This window comes from Corynebacterium sp. CCUG 65737 (assembly GCF_024454115.1).
In the GTDB taxonomy this organism is placed as follows: domain Bacteria; phylum Actinomycetota; class Actinomycetes; order Mycobacteriales; family Mycobacteriaceae; genus Corynebacterium; species Corynebacterium genitalium.
Map to the genome: position 1 here is coordinate 300,962 of NZ_JAGPZB010000001.1, position 23,655 is coordinate 324,616.

The window sequence follows — 23,655 nt, forward strand, 5'->3', positions numbered from 1 at the left end:
CCCTAGATGTCGTAGTTGCCTTGCTCCTTCGCTAAGTCGCTCGCGGACGGGGTTTGGTCCGCCATGGCGATGAAGTTGCGCAGGATGTGGCCCATTTGGCGGGTTTCCACTAGGAAGGCGTCGTGGCCGACGGGGGAGACGATCTTGTTCATCGCCAGCAGGTTGCCGATGTTGCGCGAGATGTGCTCTTGCTGGTGGAACGGGTAGAGGATGTCGGTGTCCACGCCGACGACCATCGTGGGCACGGTGATTTGTGCGAGTGCCCGGTTCAGTCCGCCGCGTCCGCGGCCGATGTCGTGGCGGGAGAGGGACTCGGTGATGGCGACGTAGGAGCCGGCGTCGAAACGCTCCACGAGTCGCTGGCCCTGGTAGTCGAGGTAGCTCTGCACGGCGAAGCGCTGCTGCCTGTCGCGGAAGGCGCCGAGGGGGTTTTCGCCTGGCTGGGCCATGGTGCCAAAACGCTCGTCAATCTCCAGCTCACCGCGGTAGGTCAGGTGCGCCAGCCTGCGTGCGGCGGATAGACCTGCATCGGGGGAGCGGCCGGTGCCGTAGTAGTCGCCGCCCTGCCAGTCCGGGTCGCGTTCGATGGCGGAGATTTGCGCGGACTGGATGCCGATCTGCCAGGCGCTCGCGCGCGCAGACATGGCGATGACGCAGGCGTAGTTCGCCCAGTCCGGGTACATCAGCGTCCACTCGAGGGTGCGTGCGCCGCCCATGGAGCCGCCGATCACGGCGTGCATCGAGGTGATGCCGAGCGCCTCTAAGAAGTGGGCTTCGGTGCGCACATGATCGCGTATCGACGTCGCCGGGAACCGCGAGCCCCACTTACCGCCGTCCGGGTGGTCGCTCGACGGGCCGGTCGTGCCAGAGCAGCCGCCGAGGACGTTCGTGCAGATGACGCAGAAGCGGTCCGTGTCGATCGGCGCGCCGGGGCCGATCAGCCCGTCCCACCACACGACGGCGTTGGAATCGCCGGTCAGGGCATGTTCCACAAGGATGAGGTTGTTGCGGCCATGGGGATCCCCGTGGAACTCACCCCACCGCTGGTAGGCGACAGTCACGTCGCGGATGACGGCACCAGCCTCCGTCTGGAAGTCACCGATCGGTTGGAAGGTCAGTTCGCCTTCGGGCGGAAGCGGGATCATGCGATGGCCGCGAATCCGTGCTCGAGATCGGCGATGATGTCGCGGACATCTTCAATACCGACGGACAGGCGGATCGTCGCCTGCGTGATGCCCGCGCGCGCCAGGCCCGCTTCGTTGGACTGCGAGTGCGTCGTCGACGCCGGGTGCACGACCAGCGAGCGCACATCGCCGACGTTGGCCAGGTTGGAGTGGAGCTTTAGTGCATCGATGAACGCCCAGGCAGACTCGCGGGACGCGTCCGCGATATCAAAGGACAGCACGGACCCGGTGTACTTCAGCCCGAGCTTCTCCTTCGTGGTGTAGTGCGGGGAGCTAGGCAGGCCAGCGAAGTTCACGGTGGCAACTTGCGGATTCGCATCCAGGAATTGTGCGACTTCCAGAGCGTTCGCGTTGTGCTTTTCGACGCGGAGGCCCAACGTATCCATCCCCTGCAGCGCCAACCACGCGTTGAAGGGGGAGATCGCCGCACCTGTGTCACGCAGGATGCCTGCGCGCGCCTTCACGGCATAGGCCGGCGCACCCAGACCCGCGTAGACGAGACCGTGGTACGCCGGGTCGGGGTTGGTGAAATAAGGGAAAACGTCTGCTCCGTCGCGTTGGACGGTCCAGTCGAAAGATCCGCCGTCGATAATCGCTCCGCCGAGCGCCGAGCCGTTGCCGGTGTAGAACTTCGTCGTGGAGACGACAACGATGTCCGCTCCGAGCTCAAGCGGCTTGACCAGCGCGGCTGTGGCCATCGTGTTATCCACGATGAGCGGGACACGGTTAGCGTGGGCGACGTCCGCGATGGCAGGAATGTCCAAGATGTCCGCGATCGGGTTGCCGAAGGTCTCGCCGTAGAAGGCCTTCGTGTTGGGCTTGACCGCAGCCTCCCAAGAGGCCGGGTCATCCGGATTGTCCACGAACGTGAACTCGATGCCGAGGCGGGGGAGGGTGACCTCAAACAGCGTCTCAGTGCCGCCGTAAAGGCGCGGGGAGGTGACAATGTGGTCCCCGGCGCTGGCCAGGTTCGTGATCGCCGCAGTCTCCGCCGCCATGCCGGAGGCGAACGCCACTGCCGCGACACCGCCCTCCAGGGAGGCCAGACGGTTCTCGAACGCGTCCTGCGTCGGGTTGGTGATGCGGGTGTAAATCGGCCCCGGGTCAGCCAGCGCGAACCTCGCCTGCGCGTGCTCCGTATCGTTGAAGACGTAGGAGGTGGTCATGTAGATCGGCTGGTTGCGTGCACCGAAGTCAGAGTCGACATTCTGGCCGGCGTGGACGGCACGGGTATCAAAACCCCACTCGCCTGCAGCGCTGTTGTCGTATTGAGGCATGTCACCAAAGCTACGAGCGTAAGCGCGGAGTGGCAAACAGAGTTTGGCTTTCGGGCGAGAAATCGAGAGCGGCGAATAAAAAAGTCAAACTAAGCTGTCTGTTAGGGCCTGTTCGCGACTGTTAAGAAGTGAATATATTTCCCGTAAAAATATGCATCAAGGTGCGGTGAACGGAAACTAGCGAGTCGGCCTGTTGTGGGTACCTCTAATTAGCAAGTACTGAAGATTATGCTATTCGCATGACTACCCCTAGAAACCCCTACAACGGTTCTGCCTCTATGTCGGATGGCGGATTCGATATCAAATTCTTTGCCCGTGAAGCAGCGGAACGGGTTGCCCATAGGCACGATCACACTACCGAGCCGGGATTGATCTGGAGTGCGGTTGGCAAGCCAGTTTCACGCGTTGGGGCGGGGCGTTATTCCTTGACAGAGGATTTCCTCGTCGTCGAGCGGGGCGTTCTTTCCACCGACCGCCAGCAGATCCGAACGCATGAGATTTTCGATGTCGATGGGCATCAAACAATGACACAGAAAGCTAGAGCGGTAGGTACCGTCACTCTGCGTGCAAAGCGCCCGAGCGGCGAGCTTGACTCTGTTGAGCTGGTCGACATCCCTGAATTCAGACAAGCGGTTCAAGTGATCAATACCACCGCAGAACAGGCTCGCATTCGTATGCAGGAGCGTGCCAACTCACAGACTTTGAGGCACGAAGGGCCACAGCCAAGCAGTTCTGGCGGGGCTGTTGAACGCAGCTTGAATTCTGAATTGCAGAAGCTTGCGGATCTGAAACTGGCTGGTCTACTGACAGACGAGGAGTTTGCAGCGGCAAAACGCAAACTCCTCGGCCTTTAAGCGGGATGATATCCGGGTCCGGGAAGTCGCAGCTCCTGTGAGGCTGCCCCTTTCGTGGTTTAAACCTACGCTCTAGTCGTCTTCGGTTTTGTCGACGATCTTGTTGAAGGTTTCCGACGGACGCATGACTTTCGTGGTCTTTTCGTTGTCCGGCCAGTAGTAGCCGCCGAGGTCGGCGGGCTCGCCTTGGACGTCGAGTAGCTCTTGTAGGATCTGCTCCTCGTTGCCGGCAAGATCCTTCGCGATGGTTTCGAAGCCGGATGCCAGCTCCGTGTCGTCCTCCTGGGAGGCGAGCTCCTCCGCCCAGTAGCGGGCGATCCAGTAGTGCGAGCCGCGGTCGTCGATCTCGTTCACCTTGCGCGACGGGGAGCGGCCCTCGTCGAGGAAGGTCTCAATCGCGCGGTCGAGGGTGTGGCCCAGAATGCCGGCGCGGGCGTTGTCGTTCTTCTCCTCTTCGTGGAAGAAGGATTCGGTCAAAGCGAGGTACTCACCGAGGGAATCCCAGCGCAGGTGGTTTTCCTCCTGGACCTGCTGGACGTGCTTCGGAGCGGAGCCGCCGGCACCGGTCTCGAACAGGCCGCCGCCTGCCATGAGCGGGACGACAGAGAGCATCTTCGCCGACGTACCCAACTCGAGGATGGGGAACAGGTCGGTGTTGTAGTCGCGCAGGACGTTACCAGTGACGGAGATGGTGTCCTCACCGCGGCGGATGCGGTCGACCGTGGTCTGGGTGGCTTCCTCTGGGGACTGGGAGGAAATGTCCACGCCCTCGAGATCGTGCTCTTCGAGGTGCTTGTTCACCAGCGTGCGGATGTTGTTGTCGTGGTCGCGGGCCGGGTCGAGCCAGAAAATGGTCTTCATGCCGGACTTGCGTGCGCGGTCGACGGCCAGCTTGACCCAGTCCTTGATGGCGGGGCCGCGGGTGTGGCAGGCGCGCCAGATGTCGCCCTCTTCCACCTCGTGCTCCATGAGCACGTCGCCGCTCGAGGAGACGACCTGCATGGTGCCGTCGAAAGGCATCTTGAAGGTCTTGTTGTGGGAGCCGTACTCCTCTGCCTTCTGTGCCATGAGGCCGACATTGGGGGAGGTGCCCATGGTGGTCGGGTCGTAGGCGCCGTTGGCGCGGCAGTCGTCGATGACCGCCTGGTAGATGCCGGCGTAGGAGGAGTCCGGGATGACAGCCAGGGTGTCCTGCGGCTTATCGTCGGCGTTCCACATCTGGCCGGAGTTGCGGATCATGGCGGGCATGGAGGCATCCACGATGACATCAGACGGCACGTGCAGGTTGGTGATGCCCTTGTGGGAGTTGACCTGCGCCAGGTCTGGCCCCTCAGCCATGGCCTTGTCGAAGGCCTCGCGGATCTCCGCGCCGTTCTCGAGGTTCTCTAGCCCGGAGTAGATAGCACCCAGGCCGGACTCGCCGTCTAAACCAGCCTCCATGAGCTGCTCACCGTACTGGTCGTAGACGTCCTTGAAGAAGGCGCGTACTACGTGGCCGAACATGATCGGGTCCGAAACCTTCATCATGGTGGCCTTCAGGTGGATGGAGAACAAAACGCCTTCATCCTTTGCGCGCTGAACCGCGTTCAACAGGAAAGCATCCAGTGCCTTGGCGGACATGAACGTCGCGTCCACAACGTCACCGCTATCGACCTTCATGTCGTCGCGGAAGACCTCTTCGCGCCCGTCTGCACCCACGAGCTTCATGGTCAGGGTGTCGTCGTTATTTAGGATGACGGACTTCTCGTTGTGGCGGAAGTCGTTGTCCTCCATCGTGGCCACGTTGGTCTTGGAATCGGAGGACCACTCACCCATGGAGTGGGGGTTCTTGCGCGCGAAGTTCTTCACCGAGCGCGGCGCACGACGGTCGGAGTTGCCCTGGCGGAGAACCGGGTTCACAGCGGAGCCCTTCACAGCGTCATAGCGGGACTTGATGTCCTTCTCCTCGTCGCTGGACGGGTTAGCTGGGTAATCCGGAATCTTGAATCCGGCGTCCTGCAACTCCTTGATGGCGTTCTTCAGCTGGACCAGGGAAGCAGAGATGTTCGGCAGCTTCACAATGTTGGCTTCCGGCGTCTCCGCCAACTCACCGAGCTTTGCTAAGTCGTCGTTGACGCGCTGGTCCTCGTCGAGGTAATCCGGGAACTGCGCAAGGATGCGGCCTGCCAGCGAAATGTCGCACGTTTCCACGTCCACGCCAGCGTTCGACGCGAAGGCTTCGACAATCGGTTTGAGGGAGTAAGTTGCCAGCAGGGGGGCTTCATCCGTCTGCGTCCAAATGATCTTGGCCATGGTTCACCTCAATTAATAGGAGCTATTCGTTTCGCTCCCACACTACCTATTTGGTCAAACCTGCGCCGAGTACCCTGGCTTCCTATGAGTCTCACTATCGCCTCCGTGAACGTTAACGGCATCCGCGCCGCCACCAAGGTCCGCAACGAGTCCAACCCGGGCATGCTCGCCTGGTTGACCGACACCACCGCCGACGTGGTGCTCATGCAAGAAGTTCGCGCAACTGAGGAGCAAGCCCAGGCAGCACTCGCGCCCGCCATCGAGGAGGGGTGGCACGTCTACACAGCTCCCGCAGCCGCGAAGGGTCGTGCCGGGGTGGCCATCGCCTCGCGCACGCCGCTTATCGACGTCTCCTACGGCATCCCCGGATTCGAAGACTCCGGCCGGTTCATTGCCGGAACGACCGCCGGTGGGGAACGCGTCGCATCCCTGTACCTGCCGTCTGGGTCCACCGGCACCGAGAAGCAGGACGAGAAGTGGCAGTTCCTCGACCAGTTCGAGCCGCTGCTAGCCACCTGGCCCGACGTGTACCCCGACATGGTCATCGGCGGCGACTGGAACATCTGCCACCGACGTGAAGACTTGAAGAACTGGAAGACGAACCAGAAGTCCTCCGGCTTTCTGCCGGGCGAGCGCGCCTTCATGGACTCCGTCTTCGGTTGCTTCCCCGATGACGGGGCCCAGGACCTCGACGTCAAGGATGAGGCCGGTTTCTTCGGTGCTGTCGACTATGTCAGCGATGCGCGCCGTTCCGCCTGCGACGAGCCGCGCTGGTTCGATGTCGCCCGCCGCCTCCACCCGGAAGATGCTCCCTACACGTGGTGGACCTACCGCGGCCAGGCTTTCAACAACGATGCTGGGTGGCGCATTGACTACCACGCCGCCACCGCGAGCATGCTCGAGCGCGCCGAGCGCACCTGGGTGGAAAAGGCGCCGACGGTTGAGCAGCGGTGGTCGGATCACTCACCGCTGCTTGTGGAGTACCGCTAACTAGCGGCGCTGTCCTTTCATCACTGTCCTGTATCTACCGCGAAGTTCTACCAGTCGTCTGGGCTTTACCGTCGCAGGCGCGGGGTGCGGGCGATCATGTATGCCGAAGCGGACAGCATGATTAAACCGGCGATGGATGCGGCGGCGATGGGAACAGACCTTGGTTCGGCCAGCGGAACGATCATGTGCGCGGGATCAACTGGGTCTACCTGCCCGCTGGTGTACGGGAAGGCGAGCACGGTGTAGGTGATGGCGTACGCCACGATCGCGATGACCACGGCCGCCGGGAAGAGTAAACCGCCCCGGCGCTTCATGGTCAGACCGAGCGCGAGGCCCCCGACGCAGCACAGCGCGAAGAAGGTGAACGTGAGCAGGGCCGTCAAGGCGACGGTGAGGATGCTCTGGCCAGCGTTTTCCACCAAATACGGTTCAGGAACGAAGCTGGAATCGGCAAAGGGGCCCGGGGAAGTCGCCCACTCGACCGGTTTGTCGGTGGTGAACAGGAAAAAGTCGTAGCCCTTGTAATAAGGATTGAGCTTTTGGTTGATCACCGAGGAAGCTGCCGTCACAAGTGCGAGCACTCCGGAGCCGGTGATCATCGTGAAAGCGGCGGAGTTCATCCACTTGGTGAAGCTCGCTCCGAGTTGGTCCACGGCCTCCCAGTTCCTCCCTGCAATTGCGAAGAGGGCGAACATGCCCGCACCGCCCAGGAGTGTCCACACGGTGCCGTCCCCGGCGAGGAATCGGCCAAGGGGCACAATCACGCACAACACGGCGAACGGCGCGAGGTATTTAACGGGCTTGTGCGGGCTGAGGAAGAGTTTCATAGTTAGGCCTTTCCTGCTCGTGCCGGGGTGGCGGAGGAATGTTTTGACACGGGACGAGTATTTCTTTGGTTTATAGGTTCACCACTCATGTGGGTAACCATATAACTGGTTGGCTCAGTAGCGCAAGCGGCAGGAGGATGCGAAAGGTTTGCTGCGCGCAGAAAAAGGCCCAGCCTGCGCCGATAGTCGGCGAGGCTGGGCCTTGAGGGGACTAGTGGAGGGGCACTGGAGGGGTGCCAGGCATTAATGGCATCCAGGGATAGCCAAATTAGTAGCGCGCGAAGTTCTGGGTCGCGTAGCGCTTTCCATCGGGGTGATCGGCGACACCGACACCAATGCGGTTGATCTCCGGGTCGAGCATGTTCTTGCGGTGGCCCGGGGACTTGGCCCACTGTTCCACGAGGTCATCAGCGTCAGCATCGGTCATGTTCTGCAGCACGTTCTCTGACGCGTTCTTCCATCCCTCCGGGTAGCTCTCGGCAAAGTCGGGGCGGTGCGAGATGTCGCCCCCGGTGCGGGCGAGCTGCTCAGACCAGTCTTGGGCGAGGTCGTTGAGCTCGGGCATCGGTTCGAGCTCTGGGAGTTCGTTTTGGACGCGGAAGCGGTTGGCCGCATCGATCAGCGCCTCCTGTAGATCGCTCAGCTCCTCATCGGAAACCTGTGCGGCATCGTCTGCAGGGACTTCTGCGGAGTCGTTCGCGGCCGGCACGGGGGCACCGCCCTCGACGAGCGGCTCATCGGCTTCCTCGCTCAGCTTCGCAGGGGCAGCTTGTACTTGCTCTGCGGTGCCGGTGTCGGGCTTGTGGTCCTTAGCCAGTTCACCAAATGGGAGCCCGAAGATGGGCAGGATGGAGGCAATCAGGCTAATGAACGATTGCAAGATGAGGTTCGTCATCGGGTCACTTTCTCAGTAGGCGCTGCTCCGGTAGGAGCGGTGTCTAGGCGGTAAATCGCGCTACCGTCAAACTGACCGTACCGTCTCCAAATTGTTATGAAAACGTGTCTTATTGAATTCGTAAATATTTCTCAGCCAGGATGCTCGGCTGTGGCCGGTTCCAACTCGCCAGGGTGCTTCTTGAACAGTGTTCAATCATTGCTCTAAGCTGGCATTGAATACGGACCGATTGGAGACAGATACATGCACGACATTCTCGCAGTGGCACGGGAGAAAGCTCTCGAGAACGGGGAGGGACTGGGCGAGCAAGAGGTGCTTGCTGTCCTGAACGCTGAAGACGATCACCTTACTGAGCTGCTGGGCATTGCTCACCAGACACGCATCAAGCACTGCGGTGTGGATGTCTCGCTCGAGGGCATCATTTCGCTGAAGACCGGTGGTTGCCCAGAAGACTGTCATTTCTGTTCCCAGTCGGGCTTGTTTGAGTCCCCGGTGCGTGCGGTCACTCTCGACATCGCGGAGTTGGTGGAGGCCGCGAAACAATCGGAGAAAATGGGTGCGTCCGAGTTCTGCATTGTCGCGGCGGTGAAAGGGCCGACGCAGAAACTCTTGGATCAGGTCGCCGAAGCGATCGTGGCTATCACGGACGAGGTGGACATTTCCATATCAGCGTCATTGGGCATCCTCACCCGCGACCAAGCGCGCCAGCTGCGGGAAATGGGCGTGAGCCGCTACAACCACAACCTTGAAACGGCCCGCTCCTTCTTCACCAACGTGGTGACCACCCACACCTGGCAAGAGCGCAAGGACACGCTTGAGCATGTGCGCGCAGAAGGGATGGAGACCTGCTGCGGCGGCATCATCGGCATGGGCGAAACCCTCGAGCAGCGCGCGGAGTTCGCAGTTCAGCTCGCCTCCGTCGAGCCGGAGGAAGTCCCGTTGAACTTCCTCGACCCGCGCCCCGGCACGCCATTTTCAGACCGCCCGCTCGTTCCGCAGGGAGAAGCATTGCGCATGGTCGCAGCAATGCGGCTTGCGATGCCGCGCACACAGTTGCGGTTTGCAGGCGGCACTGAGCTTGCGCTTGGCGACGACGGAACCGAAGCCGGTCTCCTCGGCGGCGCCAACGCCATCATCGGAGGGAACTACCTGACCACCTTCGGCCGCCCGATGGAGCGCGACCGCGATGCCGTCGACCAGGCCATGGAGGCCGGTGCGAAACCTGGAATGAAACCGGGTATGAACATAGGCATCACACCGGTCGGGCAGAAGCGGAACTCCGGCAACGGCGCCTTCTACGACACCCTGACGGCGTTGTAGATGAAAATTCCCGACAACGACGAGCTTGCTAGGGCAGTGCTCTCTGGCGAGGTCGCGCTGCCAGCTGACCCTGCCCGGCCGTACGACGCGCCGCGGATCTGCCCCTTATGCCAACGGCGCATGGTGGTGAAGATCAGCCCGATGGGGTGGGCGGCAGCCTGTTCGCGCCACGGGGAGCTGCGCTCGGAGTGGTTAGAGCGTTGAACGCCGAAAAAGCCCGCCACTGCATGGGAGCGATTCCCTCGTGGCGGGCTTTTCGGTGGGTTAGCGGATGAAGCGCGGCGCGCGAGCAATCGAGAAGGCCGAAGCTGCTGCCGCAATGAGTGTTGCGACCGTGATAGTGAGCAATCCTGTGTAGGTGGGAGGAAGCGACACGAATTCTCCCCCGATCTCCCTCGTGCTGTAGGCCATGATGGCCACGTTGCAGAACACTGCGGCGGCAACGGCGGCTATCGCGGCGACGATTGGAAGCCAGCGGTACTCGGTTTTCGCTGCGAGACCCGCCCCAACGCCAATCAGGCACGTGAAGAAAAGGAATGTGAAGGTGACAGCGAACGTGGCCATGATCGTCCCGGCGTTCTGGGCGGCGGCGTCGAGCAGATATGCCTCCCCGTTCCTGGTTCTCCATTCGACGGGGTCGTTGCTCACCACGAGGAATGCGTCATAGGCCTTGTAGTAGGGGTTCTGGTCCTGGTTGACGACCGATGAAGCGGTGGTGACCACGGCGAGCACTCCGGACGCTGCCGCTGCGGTGGCTGCGGCAGATTTCAGCCACGTGCGGAAGCTCGTGCCCAGTTGGTTCACCGCTGGCCACTGCATTGCCCCGATGGTGAACAGGGCCACTAAGCCGAGTCCGCCGAAGATGGTCCACACAGTCCCGTCGCCCGCGTAGAAGCGTCCGAGGGGTACTGCAGCGACAAGCGCGGCCACAGCGAGGAGATAGGTGTAGCTAGAGAAGGGGCTCAAAAATAGTTTCATGGCTGGGCCTTTCGGGTCGTTGCTTCGGAGGTTGCGGCGGGAGCGGGAGTCGTCGCCAGGATGTCGAGGAGCTGTGCATCGTCGGGATACTCGACGCTTAGCCCTGGCATGGAGTCCAGGTCTAAGGGTGCTTCCGCGAGCGTGACCCGCGCGGTGGGGCCGAGGGTCGACCGTGTCAGTTCACCGTAGCGTTCAGCGAGCGCGTTCACGTCCTTGATGGGGCCGGTGACGGTGGGGAAGGAGGTGCGGAGATCGTCGATAAGCATTGGCTCGCTGATCTCATGCTCGAACGCTTGAATGACGTGCGTGGCCAGGCCAGCGAAGTCTTCAGTGCGGTGAGAGGCCATGATGATCGTGCGGTCGGTGTTCTCTGCGAGGTAGGCGATGAGGTTCTCCCGGGCGGTGCGGCGCGAGGTGACGTCGAGGCCGTCGAAAGGTTCGTCAAGAAGCAGAAGTGGCGCGTCGACGGCGAACGCGAGATTGATCGTGAGCAGGCGGCGTTGGCCGACGGAAAGGTCGCTGAAGCGGGAGGACTCCTGTACCTTGTCCGGGAGCGATACCGAACTCAGCTTCCTGATCGTGGTGGCGGCGCGAAGATGATCCGCCACGGTGCGGCCAGCGAAGTGGATGTCTGAACCGGCGGGAACGAACGCCGCATCCGGGCCAATGAGGCTGTGGAGGAAGTGGGTCTTGCCCGCGGCGTTGGGGCCCACGAGGGCGTAGAAGCCGGGGGAGAGGGGAAGTGTCGGTGTCATGATCGGCGCTCCTTAGCAATCAAATCAGTCAGCTCATCAGCGGAAATGCCTAGTTGGTCCGCTTCCCGCAGGAGCGGGTGGATGAAGGTAGCGGCAAAGGCGTCGCGCCGGGTGCGCAAGACCTGGTCACGCGCAGAATCCTTGACGAACATGCCAAGACCCCTGCGTTTTTCCACCAAGCCGTCGTTGAACAGCTCGGTTAGGGCTTTTGCGGAGGTGGTCGGGTTGACGGAATAGAACTGCGATAGCTCGTTGGTGGATGGGACTCTTTCGCCCGGCCGATAGGTTCGGGATGCTATGTGATCACGGAGTTCGTCCGCGATCTCTTGGTATAAGGGTTTGCCACTCATGTGGGTAACCATATAACCCAGGGGCCTAAAGGTCAAGGAAAAATCCCCACCAGCCGCATGGGCGTGAGGTGGGGAGTGCGGAACGAGCAGGTCAGCCTGGAGGTGACTACCTCTTCGGGGCGAGGAAACCGATGTGGCGGTAAACGCTGTCAAGCAGCGGCGCTGCGACCTCGCGTGCGCGCTGTGCGCCCTGAGCCAAGATCTCCTCGAGCTGAGCGCGGTCGGCCATGAGCTCGTCGTAACGCGCGCGCAGCGGGGTGGTGAACGCTTCGAGCACGTCGGCGGTGTCGACCTTGAGAGCGCCGTAACCCTGGCCGTCGTACTTGGCCACGAGCGTGTCGATCGACTCACCCGTTAGGGCAGACTGAATGGCCAGCAGGTTGGACACGCCCGGCTTCGTCTCCCGGTCGAAGGCGATAACGCCGTCGTCATCGGTGACCGCGGAACGAATGCGCTTGGCGGAGGTCTTCGGCGCATCCAGCAGGTTGATGATGCCCTTCGGGTTCGAGCCCGACTTGCTCATCTTCGCCGTCGGTTCCTGCAGGTCGTAGATCTTCGCCGAGCCTTCCGGAATGAAGCCCTCCGGGACAACGAAAGTCTCTCCGAAGCGGGAGTTGAAGCGCTCCGCTAGCGTGCGGGTGAGCTCGAGGTGCTGGCGCTGGTCCTCGCCGACGGGCACGAGGTGCGGGGAGTAGAGCAAAATGTCTGCCGCCATGAGCATCGGGTAGGTGAACAAGCCGACGGACGTGCGGTCCTGGCCCTGCTTTGCCGACTTGTCCTTGAACTGCGTCATGCGGCTTGCCTCACCGAAACCGGTCAAGCACTGCAGCACCCACGTCAGCTCCGCGTGCTCCGGCACATGCGACTGCACAAACAGCGTGGACTTCTCCGGGTCAATGCCCAGCGCAATGAGCTGCGCACAGCCAGCGATGGTGCGGGTGCGCAGCTCCTCAGGGTTCTGGTCCACCGTAATGGCGTGCAGGTCCGGAATGAAATAGAACGCGTCGTAGGAGTCCTGCAGGTCGATCCACTGCTTGAGCGCACCAAGGTAGTTGCCCAAGTGGTAGGAGTCCGCAGTGGGTTGAATGCCGGACAGGACGCGCTGCTTTTCATCGTGAGTGCTGGAGCCAGTCATGTGGCCTAATCCTACTCAGCGCATGAAAACCGGGTGATCTCGCGTGCGCCGGAATACCCTATGGGAGACATTTGCACGCTACTGTGGGAGACCGATGTCATCACACCCTGTCGTGTACCCCTGAAAGGAACAATGACGCATGGCCACCTCCACTTCGCCCCGCACGGGCTTCACGGATGAGCAAGGGATCGAGCGCGCCCACCCGACCCAGCAGGACGAAGGGTTGATGGGGGATGTCAAAGATAAAGCCCCCGTCGTCGCCCACGCGATGCGGATGAACGAGCGGTTCGCGGCCAATGGCGGCAACCAATTCGCTGCGGGCATCACCTACTTCTCTGTTCTGTCCCTTTTCCCGCTCGCCATGCTGCTCTTCGCCGGTCTTGGTTTCTTCCTGGCAGCGCGCCCCGACCTGATGGCGCAGATCACCGAGCAGATCACCAACTCAGTCGAGGGTGAGACTGGCGAGATGATCAACAGTGTCGTTGAGTCAGCCATCGATCAGCGCGGAGCTGTCGCCGGCATTGGTTTGCTGACCACCCTGTGGTCCGGCCTGGGCTGGATGAACCACCTGCGTTCGGGCATCAGCGCGATGTGGAACCTCGATGCCAACGAGGGCGGCAACTTCGTGATGAAGAAGTTCTGGGACCTGATCGCCCTGATCGGGCTGCTCGTGCTGTTCATTGTTGCGTTTGCGGTCACCGCCATCGGTGCGTCCAGCTTCACGTCCACGCTCATGGAGCGCCTGGGCATCGGCGACTTCCCGGGTGCACGCTTCCTGGTCTGGCTGGTCGGTTTGGCCGTCGGTGTCCTGGCGAACTTCCTGGTGTTCTGGTGGATGATCGTGTTCATGCCGCGCACCAAGGTGCCGATGCGCGCGGGCCTGAAGGGCGCGCTAATCGGCGCGATCATTTTCGAGCTGCTCAAGCAGTTCTCCACCGTGGTCATCGGTTCCGCCACCGGCAACCCGGCCGGCGCCATTTTCGGCCCGATCATCTCGCTCATGGTCGTGCTGTACCTGGTCTGGCGCATCGTCTTGTACGTCTCCGCCTGGACGGCCACGTACCAGGAATCCCTGGCGCTTGAGGAGCCGAACGTTCCGGAACCCGCCGTGATCAACATCCGCGCCGGCGTCAGCGACGAGGACAACACTGGGCGCAACATCGGCATCGGTGCCGCGATCGGTGCGATTGGTGTGGCAGCGGTTTCACTGCTCACGCGCTAGCTGCTTATCGACGGCGCGACCGTACCGACAACCACGTCCCCACGGCCGCCAGTACGAGCCCTCCGACGAACACAGCCGCGGCCTGCCACGGAATTCCAGTAGCGGCGAAGCGCCCAGTACGTGAGTCGGTGCCGGTTTCGTCTGTGATGGGGGTGCCGGTTTCTGTGGGGTTGGCGGTGGCGTCGTCAAGCGATGCGACAGCCTCGGACGAGGTGAACCTGTAGCTTTCGTGCAGCAGCCGCTGTGCCTGCTCCCACGCGCGCGCCTCGTCCGCGGTGGTGTCTAGGACGACCGCCATGAGCCTGCGCCCGTCGCGGTCAAGTGCGCCGACGAAGGTGTGGTGTGCGTCATCGGTGTAGCCGGTCTTGCCGCCGATGCCGTCCGGGTCGTTCAAGTAGAGATGGTTGTCGTTGTAGACGTCGAACGGTTCGAAGACGGTGCCGTCTGCTGCGGTGTAGCCGGGGAAGGGGTACATCTCCGTTTTGATGATGTTCGCGAACGTGTCGTTCTCGTACGCGACCCGGTACGCCAGACCCATGTCCCACGCGGAAGTGGACATGCCGGGCGCGTCGAGGCCCGAATAACTCGCGGCGTAGGTGTCCTTCAGATTGAGCTCGCGGGCCTTCGCGTTGATCTTCTCCAAGGTGGCTTGATCCCCGCCGAGCTCTTGGGCGAGGGCGTGGGAGGCATCGTTGCCGGACACCATGAGCAGGCCGTGCAGCAGGTCATTGATAGTGTACGCGCCGCCGGCGCCGATGCCGACGGCGGAGCCCTCCTGACCGGCGGATTCTTCGCTGACCGTGACCTTCTTGTCCAAGGGAAGCTCGTCGATAGCAACGAGCGCAAGCAGCACCTTGATGATGGAGGCCGGCCGGTAGCGGCCATGCGGGTCCTTCATCGCAATGACATCGCCCGTATCGACGTCCGCCACCATCCACGCCGCGGACACCACCGCTTCATCGACCGTGAAGCCGTCCGGCGTGATGTACCCGCACGGGCCGTCGTAGGTCACCGGCAGCGGCGTCGGCGACGCACTGCCCGGCGCCACGCGTTCCGACGTGCTCACAGGCTCCGGCGGCACCGTCGCCTGGGGGCAGTTGTCCGTGTCCGGGGCTTTCTCGCGCGAGGGAGGGGTGTACTCGGTTTCCGTGACCGTTTCGGTGACGGTGGCGTCGTTCACGGCCTGCCCGTCGTAGCCGAACAGCCCGTCCTGAGCGGCGGCGAACGGGACTGTCAGGGGTGCTGCCGCAATGGACGCTGCGGCAAGAGCAGCTGCTGTGCGGGGTGCGGCATGTGAGTGCGTCTTCATCGTCAGCCAAGTGTAGGCCGTGAGCTGATGGTCCTGGCGGTCGCCCGCACCGAAGCCGAGCCTTACCTCAAAAATGCTGCCTGACCTGCAGTTAGTTAGTGCTTACTTGCTTGCGCCCCAAGTTGGCAGCGGGGTAGACCTTGAAGCATGAAGACAACCGAAAGCACGAACGCCGATCACTCCGCGGACGAATTCCCGGAAGTCGAGGTGAAAACCCACGGCATGGGCGAGAAACTGAACCGCCTGCGCGCAGCCGTCCTGGGCGCCAACGACGGCATTGTCTCCGTCGCAGCCGTGGTCGTCGGCGTTGCCGGAGCGACGTCGAGCATCCGTGAGATCTCCACTGCCGGTATTGCGGCGCTCGTCGGTGGCGCGATCTCCATGGCGCTAGGGGAGTACGTCTCCGTCTCCTCCCAGCGCGACGCCGAAAGGGCCGCGATTGAGACCGAGCGGAAACTGCAAGAAGCTGACCCGGATGCAGAACTCACCCATCTGGTGCAGGCCTACAAGAATTCCGGCCTGTCCGAGGAAACAGCTATCGCAGTGGCACGGGAGCGTACCGCCCTCAACCCGCTGGCCGCCCACTTGGAGATCCACTACGGCATCGACGAGGAAGACATTGTCAGCCCTTGGTCGGCCGCGATCGCATCGTTCTTGGCGTTCTTCGTCGGCGCGGTTGTGCCGCTCATCGCCATCGTGCTCGCGCCGGCATCAGTGCGCGTTGCGGTCTGTGTGGCCGTGACCTTGGTGGCTCTGGCGATTACGGGTGCGATCTCCGCGAAGCTCGGTGGCGCAAAGGCCAGCCGGGCAGTGGTCAGGCTCGTCGTCGGCGGCGGGTTGGCACTGGCTGCGACCTTCTTGGTGGGCATGCTCTTTGGCACCACGGTTGGCTAAGCGCAGACCCGTTGGGTTCGGGGCGCAGACCCGCGTTAGAACGCCTTAGAACTTGGAGAACCTCTTGACCAGCATCTCCTCGAGCTCCTTCCACGCTTCCGCCTTGTCGGTGAACGGGGCGGATGGCACGTAGCCGGCGGCCTCGGTGGAGCCCATCATGTAGGCGAGGTAGTCCTGCATGCGCGGGTTGGACAGCAGGAAGGAGTTCAGGGAGTCGTCCTTAGCCCAGTCGGCAGCGTCAGCCATGAGCTCGTAGGCCTTGGTCATCTGCTGGGTGTCCACAGCATCGACACCCTTTTCAATGTCGGTGGCGATGCCGTTGAGGGAGTAGGAGTTGTCGGCGTGGACATCGACCTCGAGTTCGCCAGCGTTGGCAAGCGTCATGATGTCTTCCCAGGTGGACACGCCTGCCAGGTCGTGGTCGTCATTGTCGACGATCCAGCGCAGCAGGTGCTTAGCAGTGGGGAAGGTGAAGATCTCCCCGTACTTGCCCAGGAAGACCGGCGCGCCACCCACGTACGTGCGCAGCGTGTACACGCCCTTGCCCTGGACGGTCATCTTCACTGGGTCGATACCGGCATCGGCCCAGGGAGAAACGTCGTACGGGTCGGCGGCGGCGCGGGCTTCCTCGGCTTCCTTTTCCGCCTTGGCGCGTGCTTCTTCACGGGCGGCGGTGGCGGCGGCGATGCTCTCGCCCGCCTTCTCCACGCGTGTGGAGTCCAGTTCCTCGTCCTCCACCACGCGCACAGCGCCGTCGAGGGATTCGACGACGTCTTTCCAGTTGGTCAGCACTGCACGGCCAACGCCGGTCCACTCGTCCATGCCGTTGGGGCCCGAGTAGTGCTCGTGCCCGCGGTGAATGTTGTTCAGGATCGAGTGGGACGCGAAGAAGATGGATGCGGTCTCTGCGCCCGCGACGTCGGCAAGCGAACGCGAAATCTGGAACACGCGCGAGGCGGCGGAGACGTTTTCGTGGCTGGGGCGGCCGGCCAGGAAGTGGGGCAGGCCGATGATGTCGTACTCGTTCTTCTCCGCGGGCACGACGCGGTCGTCGCCGCGCGCCTGGAATGCGTCCCACTGTGGGTGGTCTGCCAGGTCGTGCTCGGCGTGGTCCTCGAGGTACACCAGCAGCGCTTCGGGGCTGGTGAACGCCAGAATGTCATCCTTGTCGCCGAAGAAGGCCTGCCACTCGGAGCCACCCTGGCGCCATGTGGGAGCCCAGAGGGTGTAGAAGTCGCCGTCGGTCAAGGAGATTTTCACCGGCAGAATTGCACGCGTCGTCATGGGCAATCACTTTACCTAGGGTCATGCCGTCGGTCGCCAGAACCCCTTGAACGGCATGCCGATGTTTTCTGTGCGGACCGGGTTCATTTGTACCGGATCGCCAGCTTCAACCATCATGCCGTCGCCGGCGTACATAGCCACATGCCCGGACCACACCACGAGGTCGCCGGGTTGCAGCTCCTCATAACTGACTTGTTGTCCCACCGCCTGGTTTTCCGCGGTGCGCGGGATCTCAACCCCGGCCTGCTTGTACGCCCACGACGTCAATCCCGAGCAGTCGAATCCGCCCGGTTGCGATCCGCCCCACACGTAGGGCGTTCCCATCTGCGATTTCGCTGCCTCCACGGCTGCGCGCCCGGCGGCGCTACCTCCTTCGCTCTCCCCATCGGGAGGTGCCGTGTCGCCAGCCGGAGGTGGAGGAACTTCGGCGGATGCTGCGGCCGGCGCAGTCTCCGGGGCGTCTGCGAGTTCGCGGAGTTCCTGTTCCGCCGCCTGCGCTTCCGGCGGTGCGACAAGCGGCGGGCGTTCCAACGCGCGCGCCACCACCGTGTTCAGGCTCTCAGTGAGCGGAGCGAGGTCTTGCTCGAGTTGCTCCAGACGCTTGACGACGTCCACCAGCGCCCCTCCCACCAACCCCGCCATCCGCCCTATCGCCATAGGGGCGGTGAGCGGAAACATGGCTCCGAGCGCGAACGGGGCGGCGTCAGTGAGCAAGCGTTGCCCGATCATGACGATGTCCGTGGAGGCCGTAGCGACATGCGGTACTGCCTCGCGCACAGCGGCGTCGATTGTTTCACGGTCGGCGGTGAGCGCTGTCGCGGCGTTGTTGATCGTGCTCGGGTCCGCCCCGACAATCTCCGCCAGTGGTGTTACCGAGGTGAAGTCGGGTGTTGCGGGAAACGACATATGCGGCAGCGGCTCTGGAACGGCCTGCATGATCGCGTGGATGCCCTGTTCAATCTGCGAGGCCCAGGGTGCCGTGCGCGTCGGGGACAGAAGTTCGTTCAAAAGTTGCGTCATTGCTGGATTCTCCCGAACGCGTCGCCGGTGGCCCAGTCGGTTCGCTCAGCTGCCGTGACCAGCGTATCCATAGTGCCTGCGGTGCGGCGGGCTTCGGCGGCGAGGAGTTCGGCCTGATGGTTCGCGGCATCAACGGCGGCAGATAAGGCCGCCGCGAATCCGGCGACGGGGCCGGTCGTGGGTAACGGCGGGAGGGTGGTGGGGGTGGTCGAAGAAGCGTCGTTAAGCAAGCGCTCGATGTGGCTGCGTGCGGTGGGCGGATCCAAGATGAAAGTGTGCATGCCATGTTGGACTGCTTTTGACCCGCTTTCGGTTCCCTGCGGCGCGAAATTTCTGGTTAGCATGTCGAATATGCAGATCACAGTGATCGATCACCCGCTGGCCACCGCGCGTTTGACTAAGCTGCGCGACGCGCGCACCAACAACTCCGGTTTCCGCGCCGCGTTGTCGGACTTGGGCGCAATGCTCATCTACGAGGCGTCCCGCGCGCTGGAGGCCGAGACCTTCGACTGCGTCACCCCTGTTGGCACCGCCGTAGGTACGCGGTTGAAGAACCCGCCGATCATCGTTCCCGTCATCCGCGCCGGGCTGGGGTTGGTGGATCCGGCGCTGTCGATGATCCCGGACGCGCAAGTCGGCTTCATCGGGCTGGCGCGCAACGAAGAAACGCATGAGCCCGTGCCGTACCTCGAAGCGCTTCCCGACGACGTAGCGGGCCAACCCGTCTTCCTCGTCGACCCCATGCTGGCCACCGGCGGATCGCTCGTGCACGCGATCAACCTGCTCACCGACCGCGGCGCCGACGACATCACCGTGATCACTGTCGTTTCCGCGCAGCCCGGCGTGGACCGCATTGCGGAGCTGGACGCCCCGATTCGACTGGTCACCACAGCGATCGACCCGGGGTTGAACGAGGACGCGTACATCGTGCCGGGCCTGGGCGACGCCGGTGATCGGTTGTACGGCCCGCGCAACATCGATCTGTAGTAGTCTCAGAGCGGAAACAATCGATGGGGGATCGGTAAAGGGGGGGCACCACCGTGAGCGATGCCAGCGCAGCTAGCGGGGCCAGCGAGAACAGCGAAATCTTGCCGGACGCCAAATGGGCGAGCTACGGGTACAGCCTGTCCGCGCGGCTGAAGTCGGTGCGCACCATGCGCGGCGTGAGCCAACAGCGCCTGGCTGACCTGTCCGGACTTTCGCGCAGCCAGGTGTCCAACTTAGAGCGCAACCACAACAACAGCCGCCGGTCCAACGACCCGAACTTGAGCACGATCTACCGCCTGGCGTACGCGCTGCGCGTGCCGCCCGTGCTGCTTCTGCCAGGCGCTGGGGAAGAAGTGGGGGAGATCTGCTGGGACAGTTTCGGCCCGCAGGATGTCAGCGCGCTCAACCTGGAAATTCTCTGGCCAGCCCGCCCCGAGGACACCCGGCCGTTCGCGCTGTAGAAGCCGGCCAACCCCAACTGTCTGTACAGCTTGGTCTAGTACTACACTTCCACAGGTACCTGTCGCACTGTCGTGCATTGTTCGGGAGGGTTGTTCCGTGGAAAAAGTGGGGTTGTCGGCCCAGATTGACTCGTGGTTTGTCGCGCACCGCGACGAAGTCATTCAGTGGCGCAGGCACCTGCACTCCCACCCGGAGGTCTCCCACCATGAGATTGACACCACCCAGTTCATCGCTGAGCGTCTCCGCGAGCGCGGGCTCGAGCCGCACCTGTTCCCGGAGACCGGACTGTACGTCGATATCGGGCCGCAGAGCGACGAAAAGCTCGCCTTCCGCGCCGACATTGATGCCCTGCGCGTTGAGGAAACCACAGGCTTGCCGTTCGCGTCGCGTACCCCGGGGGCCTCCCACTCGTGCGGCCACGACGTGCACACTGCGATCTCCCTGGCACTGGCGTGCGCGCTGGCGGAGATTGACGTGCCCTTTGGCGTGCGCGTCATCTTCCAGCCGGCGGAGGAAGTCATGGACGGCGGCGCGCCCGACGTGATCAAGTGGGGTGGTCTCGATGGCGTGGCCTGCATTTATGCCGTCCACGCGGAGCCGAAGCTGCGCGTCGGCCAAATCGGCGTGCGCACCGGTGCGATCACCTCGGCCGCCGACGTGCTGCGCATCAACGTCACCGGCCCCGGCGGCCACAGCTCGCGCCCGCACCTGACTAACGACATCGTCTACGCCCTGGGCAGCCTGGTCACCCAACTGCCGGCGCTGCTGACCCGCCGGATCGACCCGCGCACCGGCACCGTGCTGGTCTTCGGGCAGATCGAAGCCGGTTTTGCCCCCAACGCCGTGCCGAAAACAGGTCGCGTGTCCGGCACGATCCGCACCCAGGACATTGCGACGTGGCGCACGCTTGAGCCGCTCATGAGCGAGCTTATCGACGCGATCATCGCCCCGACCGGCTGCTCCCACGAGCTCGCCTACACCCGCGGTGTGCCGCCCGTGATGAACGACGACGTGGCTACTGCCGCTCTCGTCGAAGCGGTGCGCAGCGTCGACCCCCATGCCATCGTCCAGGCCCCGCAGTCCAGCGGCGGCGAAGACTTCTCCTGGTATCTCGAGCAGGTGCCCGGCTCCATGGCGAGGTTGGGGTGCTGGCGCGGCACCGGTAAGAAGTACGACCTGCACCAGGGCGACATCGACATCGACGAACGCTGCATTGACGTGGGCGTGCGCCTGTTCGGCACCATCGTGGAACGCTTCGCGGATTCGGACCGGGGGCCCACCGGCGCGTGATGGCCTTCGTGGCTACAGTGGTCTAGCGAGAATCTGACCGTTCGCAATTCGCTTTTCGCAATTCGCTTTTCGCAACAGGAGTTTTCGCATGTCCAAAAAGATCGTGATCATCGGCGGCGGCCCCGGCGGCTACGAGGCTGCGTTGACTGCGAGCCAGTACGGCGCGGACATTACCCTGATTGAGGCGCTCGGCATGGGTGGTTCGGGCATTCTGCGCGATGTGGTGCCGTCGAAAGGCTTCATCGCCGGCACGAACATCAAGACGGACCTGCGCCGCGCAGACGCCATGGGTCTGCGCCACGGCTTGGGTCAGGTCGATCTGTCCATTCCTGCGCTGAACAACCGCGTTGTCGCGCTCGCCTCTGAACAGTCCCGCGACATCCGCGCCCAGCTCGAGCGTTCCGGCGTGCGCATGGTCACCGGCCGTGCCCGCTTCGCTTCCGAGCAGGCGGGCCACACCACCCACCGCGTCAAGGCGGAGCTTGCCGACGGCACAGAGGAGACCTTCGACTGCGACATCGTCCTCATCTCTACCGGCGCTTCCCCGCGCGTGCTGCCGAAGGCGAAGCCCGACGGCAAACGCATTCTCAACTGGCAGCAGATGTACGACCTCATCGAAACCCCGGAGCACCTCGTCGTGGTCGGTTCGGGCGTGACGGGTGCGGAGTTCGTCTCCGCCTACGCTGAGCTGGGCGTCAAGGTGACCATGGTGGGCTCGTCCGACCGCATCCTGCCGCATGACGACGCTGACGCGGCCGACGTCCTCGAATCCGTCCTATCCAACCGTGACGTCACCCTGGTCAAGGATGCCCGCGTGGAGAGCGTGGAGAACACCGGCCAGGGCGTCATCGTGCGCACCAGCGACGGCCGCGAGATCGAAGGCTCCCACTGTCTGATGTCCATTGGTTCGGTGCCGAACACTAAGGACCTCATGCTCGAGTCCCAGGGTGTGGACGTCACCCCGTCTGGCCACATCCACGTCGACCGCGTCTCCCGCACCAACATCTCGGGCATCTACGCCGCCGGCGACTGCTGTGACCTCATGCCGCTGGCATCGGTAGCTGCAATGCAGGGCCGCATCGCGATGTATCACGCGCTGGGGGAGGGCGTGGCACCGCTGCGCGTGCGCACCGTCGGCTCGGCCGTGTTCACCCGTCCCGAGATCGCCGCTGTCGGTATCACCGAGGCGGAGATCCGCAACGGCGACTATGACGCCGACATTATCAAGCTGGACCTGCCCACCAACCCGCGCGCCAAGATGCGCTCGTTGAAGACTGGTTTTGTGAAGATCTTCTCCCGCAAGGGTTCCGGCCAGGTGCTCGGCGGCGTCATTGTCGCCCCGACCGCGTCCGAGTTGATCCTCTCGCTCACCATCGCGGTGACCAACAATCTGACCGTTGCGGACTTGGCCAACTCGATGGCGGTCTACCCCTCCTTGTCGGGTTCGATCACGGAGGCGGCGCGCCGGTTGGTGCACAAGACCGACCTCAACTAGCGGCCGTTCGCCTTTCACGGTTCGCCTTTCACGCCGACCTGCGGGTTTGTCCGTCGGCGAACCGCGATAGGCGAACCATGAAAATCGAACCCGGCCCGGCCAAGAAAACCCGGCCATTCCTCTGCGCGAAATTATTAGTTCACGCATACTAAGCGCACGAACTCCCGGCTGTCCGGCGTTGTCGGCGCAGCCACACCCGAAGCGCTTGAGGAGGCCCGCCCACCATGATTAACCACGAGGTGCGCACGCACCGATCCGCCGAAAACTTCCCGTACGAGGAACACCTGGCCTACAAGGTCGCCCAGGTCGCCGCAGTTGGTCATGGGCTTCGGTCACCGCGTGTACAAGAAGGGCGACTCGCGTGTGCCCACCATGGAAGCGGCCTTCAAGAAACTCGCCTCCGAACACCCGGAGAAGAACGCCGATAAGTGGGTCGAGATGTACGACATCATGGCCAAGACCATGTATGACAACACCTCGATCAAGATCATGCCGAACTTGGACTTCCCCGCGGGACCGGCCTACTACATTCTGGGCTTCGACATCGAGTTCTTCACGCCGCTGTTCGTCATGGCGCGAATCACCGGCTGGACCGCGCACATCATCGAGCAGTTTGAGAACAACTCCATCATCCGCCCGCTGGCCGCCTACAACGGCCCGGATGAGCGCCACGTGCCAGGCGTGTAGCTTGCTTATCGACGCCCCCTCCCACCCCGGCTCACCATTGCCGCAGGGGAGGGGGCGAAACTCTAAGGAGTATAAAAACGCTTGGCGCGGGGTAGTATAAGGAGTATAAAAGGCTGGTAGGCCTGGTAGGTGGCGTGTGAGAGGAGAT

At 63.0% G+C, this 23,655-nt stretch carries 23 protein-coding genes and 1 pseudogene; 11 read left to right on the forward strand and 13 right to left on the reverse strand.

The features are described 5' to 3' along the window. Positions 1-2 precede the first annotated feature (2 nt). Both KBX17_RS01595 and KBX17_RS01600 read right to left on the reverse strand, forming a co-directional pair. Entirely contained in the window at positions 3-1,145 is a 1,143-nt protein-coding gene (locus KBX17_RS01595; protein ID WP_255998098.1) for a homoserine O-acetyltransferase, read from the reverse strand. After that, positions 1,142-2,461, reverse strand: a complete 1,320-nt coding sequence (locus tag KBX17_RS01600; protein ID WP_255998100.1) for an O-acetylhomoserine/O-acetylserine sulfhydrylase — start codon at positions 2,459-2,461, stop codon at positions 1,142-1,144. The genes KBX17_RS01595 and KBX17_RS01600 overlap by 4 nt, the downstream gene beginning before the upstream one ends. 239 nt (positions 2,462-2,700) lie before the next feature. On the opposite strand from KBX17_RS01600, the gene KBX17_RS01605 reads away from it, so the two are divergent. Continuing rightward, positions 2,701-3,315, forward strand: a complete 615-nt coding sequence (locus tag KBX17_RS01605) for a PH domain-containing protein (RefSeq protein WP_255998102.1) — start codon at positions 2,701-2,703, stop codon at positions 3,313-3,315. Positions 3,316-3,387: 72 nt separating this feature from the next. Here KBX17_RS01605 and KBX17_RS01610 read toward each other — a convergent pair whose 3' ends face one another. Beyond that, positions 3,388-5,607: an NADP-dependent isocitrate dehydrogenase gene (locus tag KBX17_RS01610; protein WP_256018208.1), complete on the reverse strand. Its 2,220-nt coding sequence runs from the start codon at positions 5,605-5,607 to the stop codon at positions 3,388-3,390. An 84-nt stretch (positions 5,608-5,691) separates the two neighbouring features. Here KBX17_RS01610 and KBX17_RS01615 point away from each other — a divergent pair, with 84 nt between their 5' ends. After that, positions 5,692-6,597: an exodeoxyribonuclease III gene (locus tag KBX17_RS01615; protein WP_256018210.1), complete on the forward strand. Its 906-nt coding sequence runs from the start codon at positions 5,692-5,694 to the stop codon at positions 6,595-6,597. Between the two features lie 65 nt (positions 6,598-6,662). On the opposite strand, the gene KBX17_RS01620 is transcribed toward KBX17_RS01615, so the two are convergent. Together KBX17_RS01620 and KBX17_RS01625 are read right to left on the reverse strand one after the other, a co-directional pair. Continuing rightward, a complete protein-coding gene (locus KBX17_RS01620) occupies positions 6,663-7,424 on the reverse strand; it encodes a hypothetical protein (RefSeq protein ID WP_255994480.1) in 762 nt (253 codons plus the stop codon). Between the two features lie 268 nt (positions 7,425-7,692). Further along, positions 7,693-8,319, reverse strand: coding sequence for a CAP domain-containing protein (locus tag KBX17_RS01625; protein ID WP_005286405.1), 627 nt, complete (start codon positions 8,317-8,319; stop codon positions 7,693-7,695). A 243-nt stretch (positions 8,320-8,562) separates the two neighbouring features. Between KBX17_RS01625 and bioB the strand changes: the two genes are divergently transcribed. Next, entirely contained in the window at positions 8,563-9,639 is a 1,077-nt protein-coding gene (gene bioB / locus KBX17_RS01630; RefSeq protein WP_256018212.1) for a biotin synthase BioB, read from the forward strand. After that, positions 9,640-9,843 carry a hypothetical protein gene (locus KBX17_RS01635; protein ID WP_256018213.1) on the forward strand — a complete coding sequence of 68 codons (204 nt, stop codon included), beginning with the start codon at positions 9,640-9,642 and terminating at the stop codon, positions 9,841-9,843. It abuts the gene before it with no gap. Positions 9,844-9,903: 60 nt separating this feature from the next. Here KBX17_RS01635 and KBX17_RS01640 read toward each other — a convergent pair whose 3' ends face one another. The 4 genes from KBX17_RS01640 to trpS form a co-directional block, all read right to left on the reverse strand. Further along, positions 9,904-10,617 (reverse strand): hypothetical protein, encoded by a 714-nt coding sequence (locus tag KBX17_RS01640; RefSeq protein ID WP_256018215.1) that lies wholly within the window; start codon positions 10,615-10,617, stop codon positions 9,904-9,906. Beyond that, positions 10,614-11,372 (reverse strand): AAA family ATPase, encoded by a 759-nt coding sequence (locus KBX17_RS01645; protein ID WP_255998116.1) that lies wholly within the window; start codon positions 11,370-11,372, stop codon positions 10,614-10,616. Before KBX17_RS01645 ends, KBX17_RS01640 begins: the two co-directional genes overlap by 4 nt. Next, a complete protein-coding gene (locus KBX17_RS01650; protein ID WP_256018217.1) occupies positions 11,369-11,722 on the reverse strand; it encodes a GntR family transcriptional regulator in 354 nt (117 codons plus the stop codon). Before KBX17_RS01650 ends, KBX17_RS01645 begins: the two co-directional genes overlap by 4 nt. 106 nt (positions 11,723-11,828) lie before the next feature. Next, positions 11,829-12,857, reverse strand: coding sequence for a tryptophan--tRNA ligase (trpS, locus tag KBX17_RS01655; RefSeq protein WP_256018219.1), 1,029 nt, complete (start codon positions 12,855-12,857; stop codon positions 11,829-11,831). A 139-nt stretch (positions 12,858-12,996) separates the two neighbouring features. Between trpS and KBX17_RS01660 the strand changes: the two genes are divergently transcribed. Further along, positions 12,997-14,079, forward strand: a complete 1,083-nt coding sequence (locus KBX17_RS01660) for a YhjD/YihY/BrkB family envelope integrity protein (RefSeq protein ID WP_256018220.1) — start codon at positions 12,997-12,999, stop codon at positions 14,077-14,079. Positions 14,080-14,083: 4 nt separating this feature from the next. On the opposite strand, the gene KBX17_RS01665 is transcribed toward KBX17_RS01660, so the two are convergent. Next, positions 14,084-15,388: a D-alanyl-D-alanine carboxypeptidase family protein gene (locus KBX17_RS01665; protein ID WP_256018222.1), complete on the reverse strand. Its 1,305-nt coding sequence runs from the start codon at positions 15,386-15,388 to the stop codon at positions 14,084-14,086. A 147-nt stretch (positions 15,389-15,535) separates the two neighbouring features. On the opposite strand from KBX17_RS01665, the gene KBX17_RS01670 reads away from it, so the two are divergent. Beyond that, positions 15,536-16,282, forward strand: coding sequence for a VIT family protein (locus tag KBX17_RS01670; RefSeq protein WP_005286376.1), 747 nt, complete (start codon positions 15,536-15,538; stop codon positions 16,280-16,282). A 45-nt stretch (positions 16,283-16,327) separates the two neighbouring features. Here the strand turns inward: KBX17_RS01670 and KBX17_RS01675 are convergent, their stop codons facing one another. From KBX17_RS01675 to KBX17_RS01685, 3 genes are read right to left on the reverse strand one after another with little or no spacing between them, the layout of a single operon-like run. Next, positions 16,328-17,566: a hypothetical protein gene (locus KBX17_RS01675; RefSeq protein ID WP_256018224.1), complete on the reverse strand. Its 1,239-nt coding sequence runs from the start codon at positions 17,564-17,566 to the stop codon at positions 16,328-16,330. Positions 17,567-17,587: 21 nt separating this feature from the next. Further along, a complete protein-coding gene (locus KBX17_RS01680) occupies positions 17,588-18,586 on the reverse strand; it encodes a C40 family peptidase (protein ID WP_256018226.1) in 999 nt (332 codons plus the stop codon). Continuing rightward, positions 18,583-18,867 (reverse strand): hypothetical protein, encoded by a 285-nt coding sequence (locus tag KBX17_RS01685; protein WP_040423413.1) that lies wholly within the window; start codon positions 18,865-18,867, stop codon positions 18,583-18,585. The genes KBX17_RS01680 and KBX17_RS01685 overlap by 4 nt, the downstream gene beginning before the upstream one ends. 70 nt (positions 18,868-18,937) lie before the next feature. Here KBX17_RS01685 and upp point away from each other — a divergent pair, with 70 nt between their 5' ends. The 5 genes and pseudogenes from upp to KBX17_RS01710 form a co-directional block, all read left to right on the forward strand. After that, positions 18,938-19,573: a uracil phosphoribosyltransferase gene (gene upp, locus KBX17_RS01690; protein ID WP_256018227.1), complete on the forward strand. Its 636-nt coding sequence runs from the start codon at positions 18,938-18,940 to the stop codon at positions 19,571-19,573. Positions 19,574-19,626: 53 nt separating this feature from the next. Further along, positions 19,627-20,034, forward strand: coding sequence for a helix-turn-helix domain-containing protein (locus tag KBX17_RS01695; RefSeq protein ID WP_005286363.1), 408 nt, complete (start codon positions 19,627-19,629; stop codon positions 20,032-20,034). Between the two features lie 106 nt (positions 20,035-20,140). Then, positions 20,141-21,325: an amidohydrolase gene (locus tag KBX17_RS01700; protein ID WP_256018312.1), complete on the forward strand. Its 1,185-nt coding sequence runs from the start codon at positions 20,141-20,143 to the stop codon at positions 21,323-21,325. Positions 21,326-21,413: 88 nt separating this feature from the next. Beyond that, positions 21,414-22,820, forward strand: a complete 1,407-nt coding sequence (locus KBX17_RS01705; protein WP_256018228.1) for an NAD(P)H-quinone dehydrogenase — start codon at positions 21,414-21,416, stop codon at positions 22,818-22,820. 312 nt (positions 22,821-23,132) lie between these two features. After that, a pseudogene (locus KBX17_RS01710) lies at positions 23,133-23,507 on the forward strand (citrate/2-methylcitrate synthase); the annotation flags it as partial. Positions 23,508-23,655 lie beyond the last annotated feature (148 nt).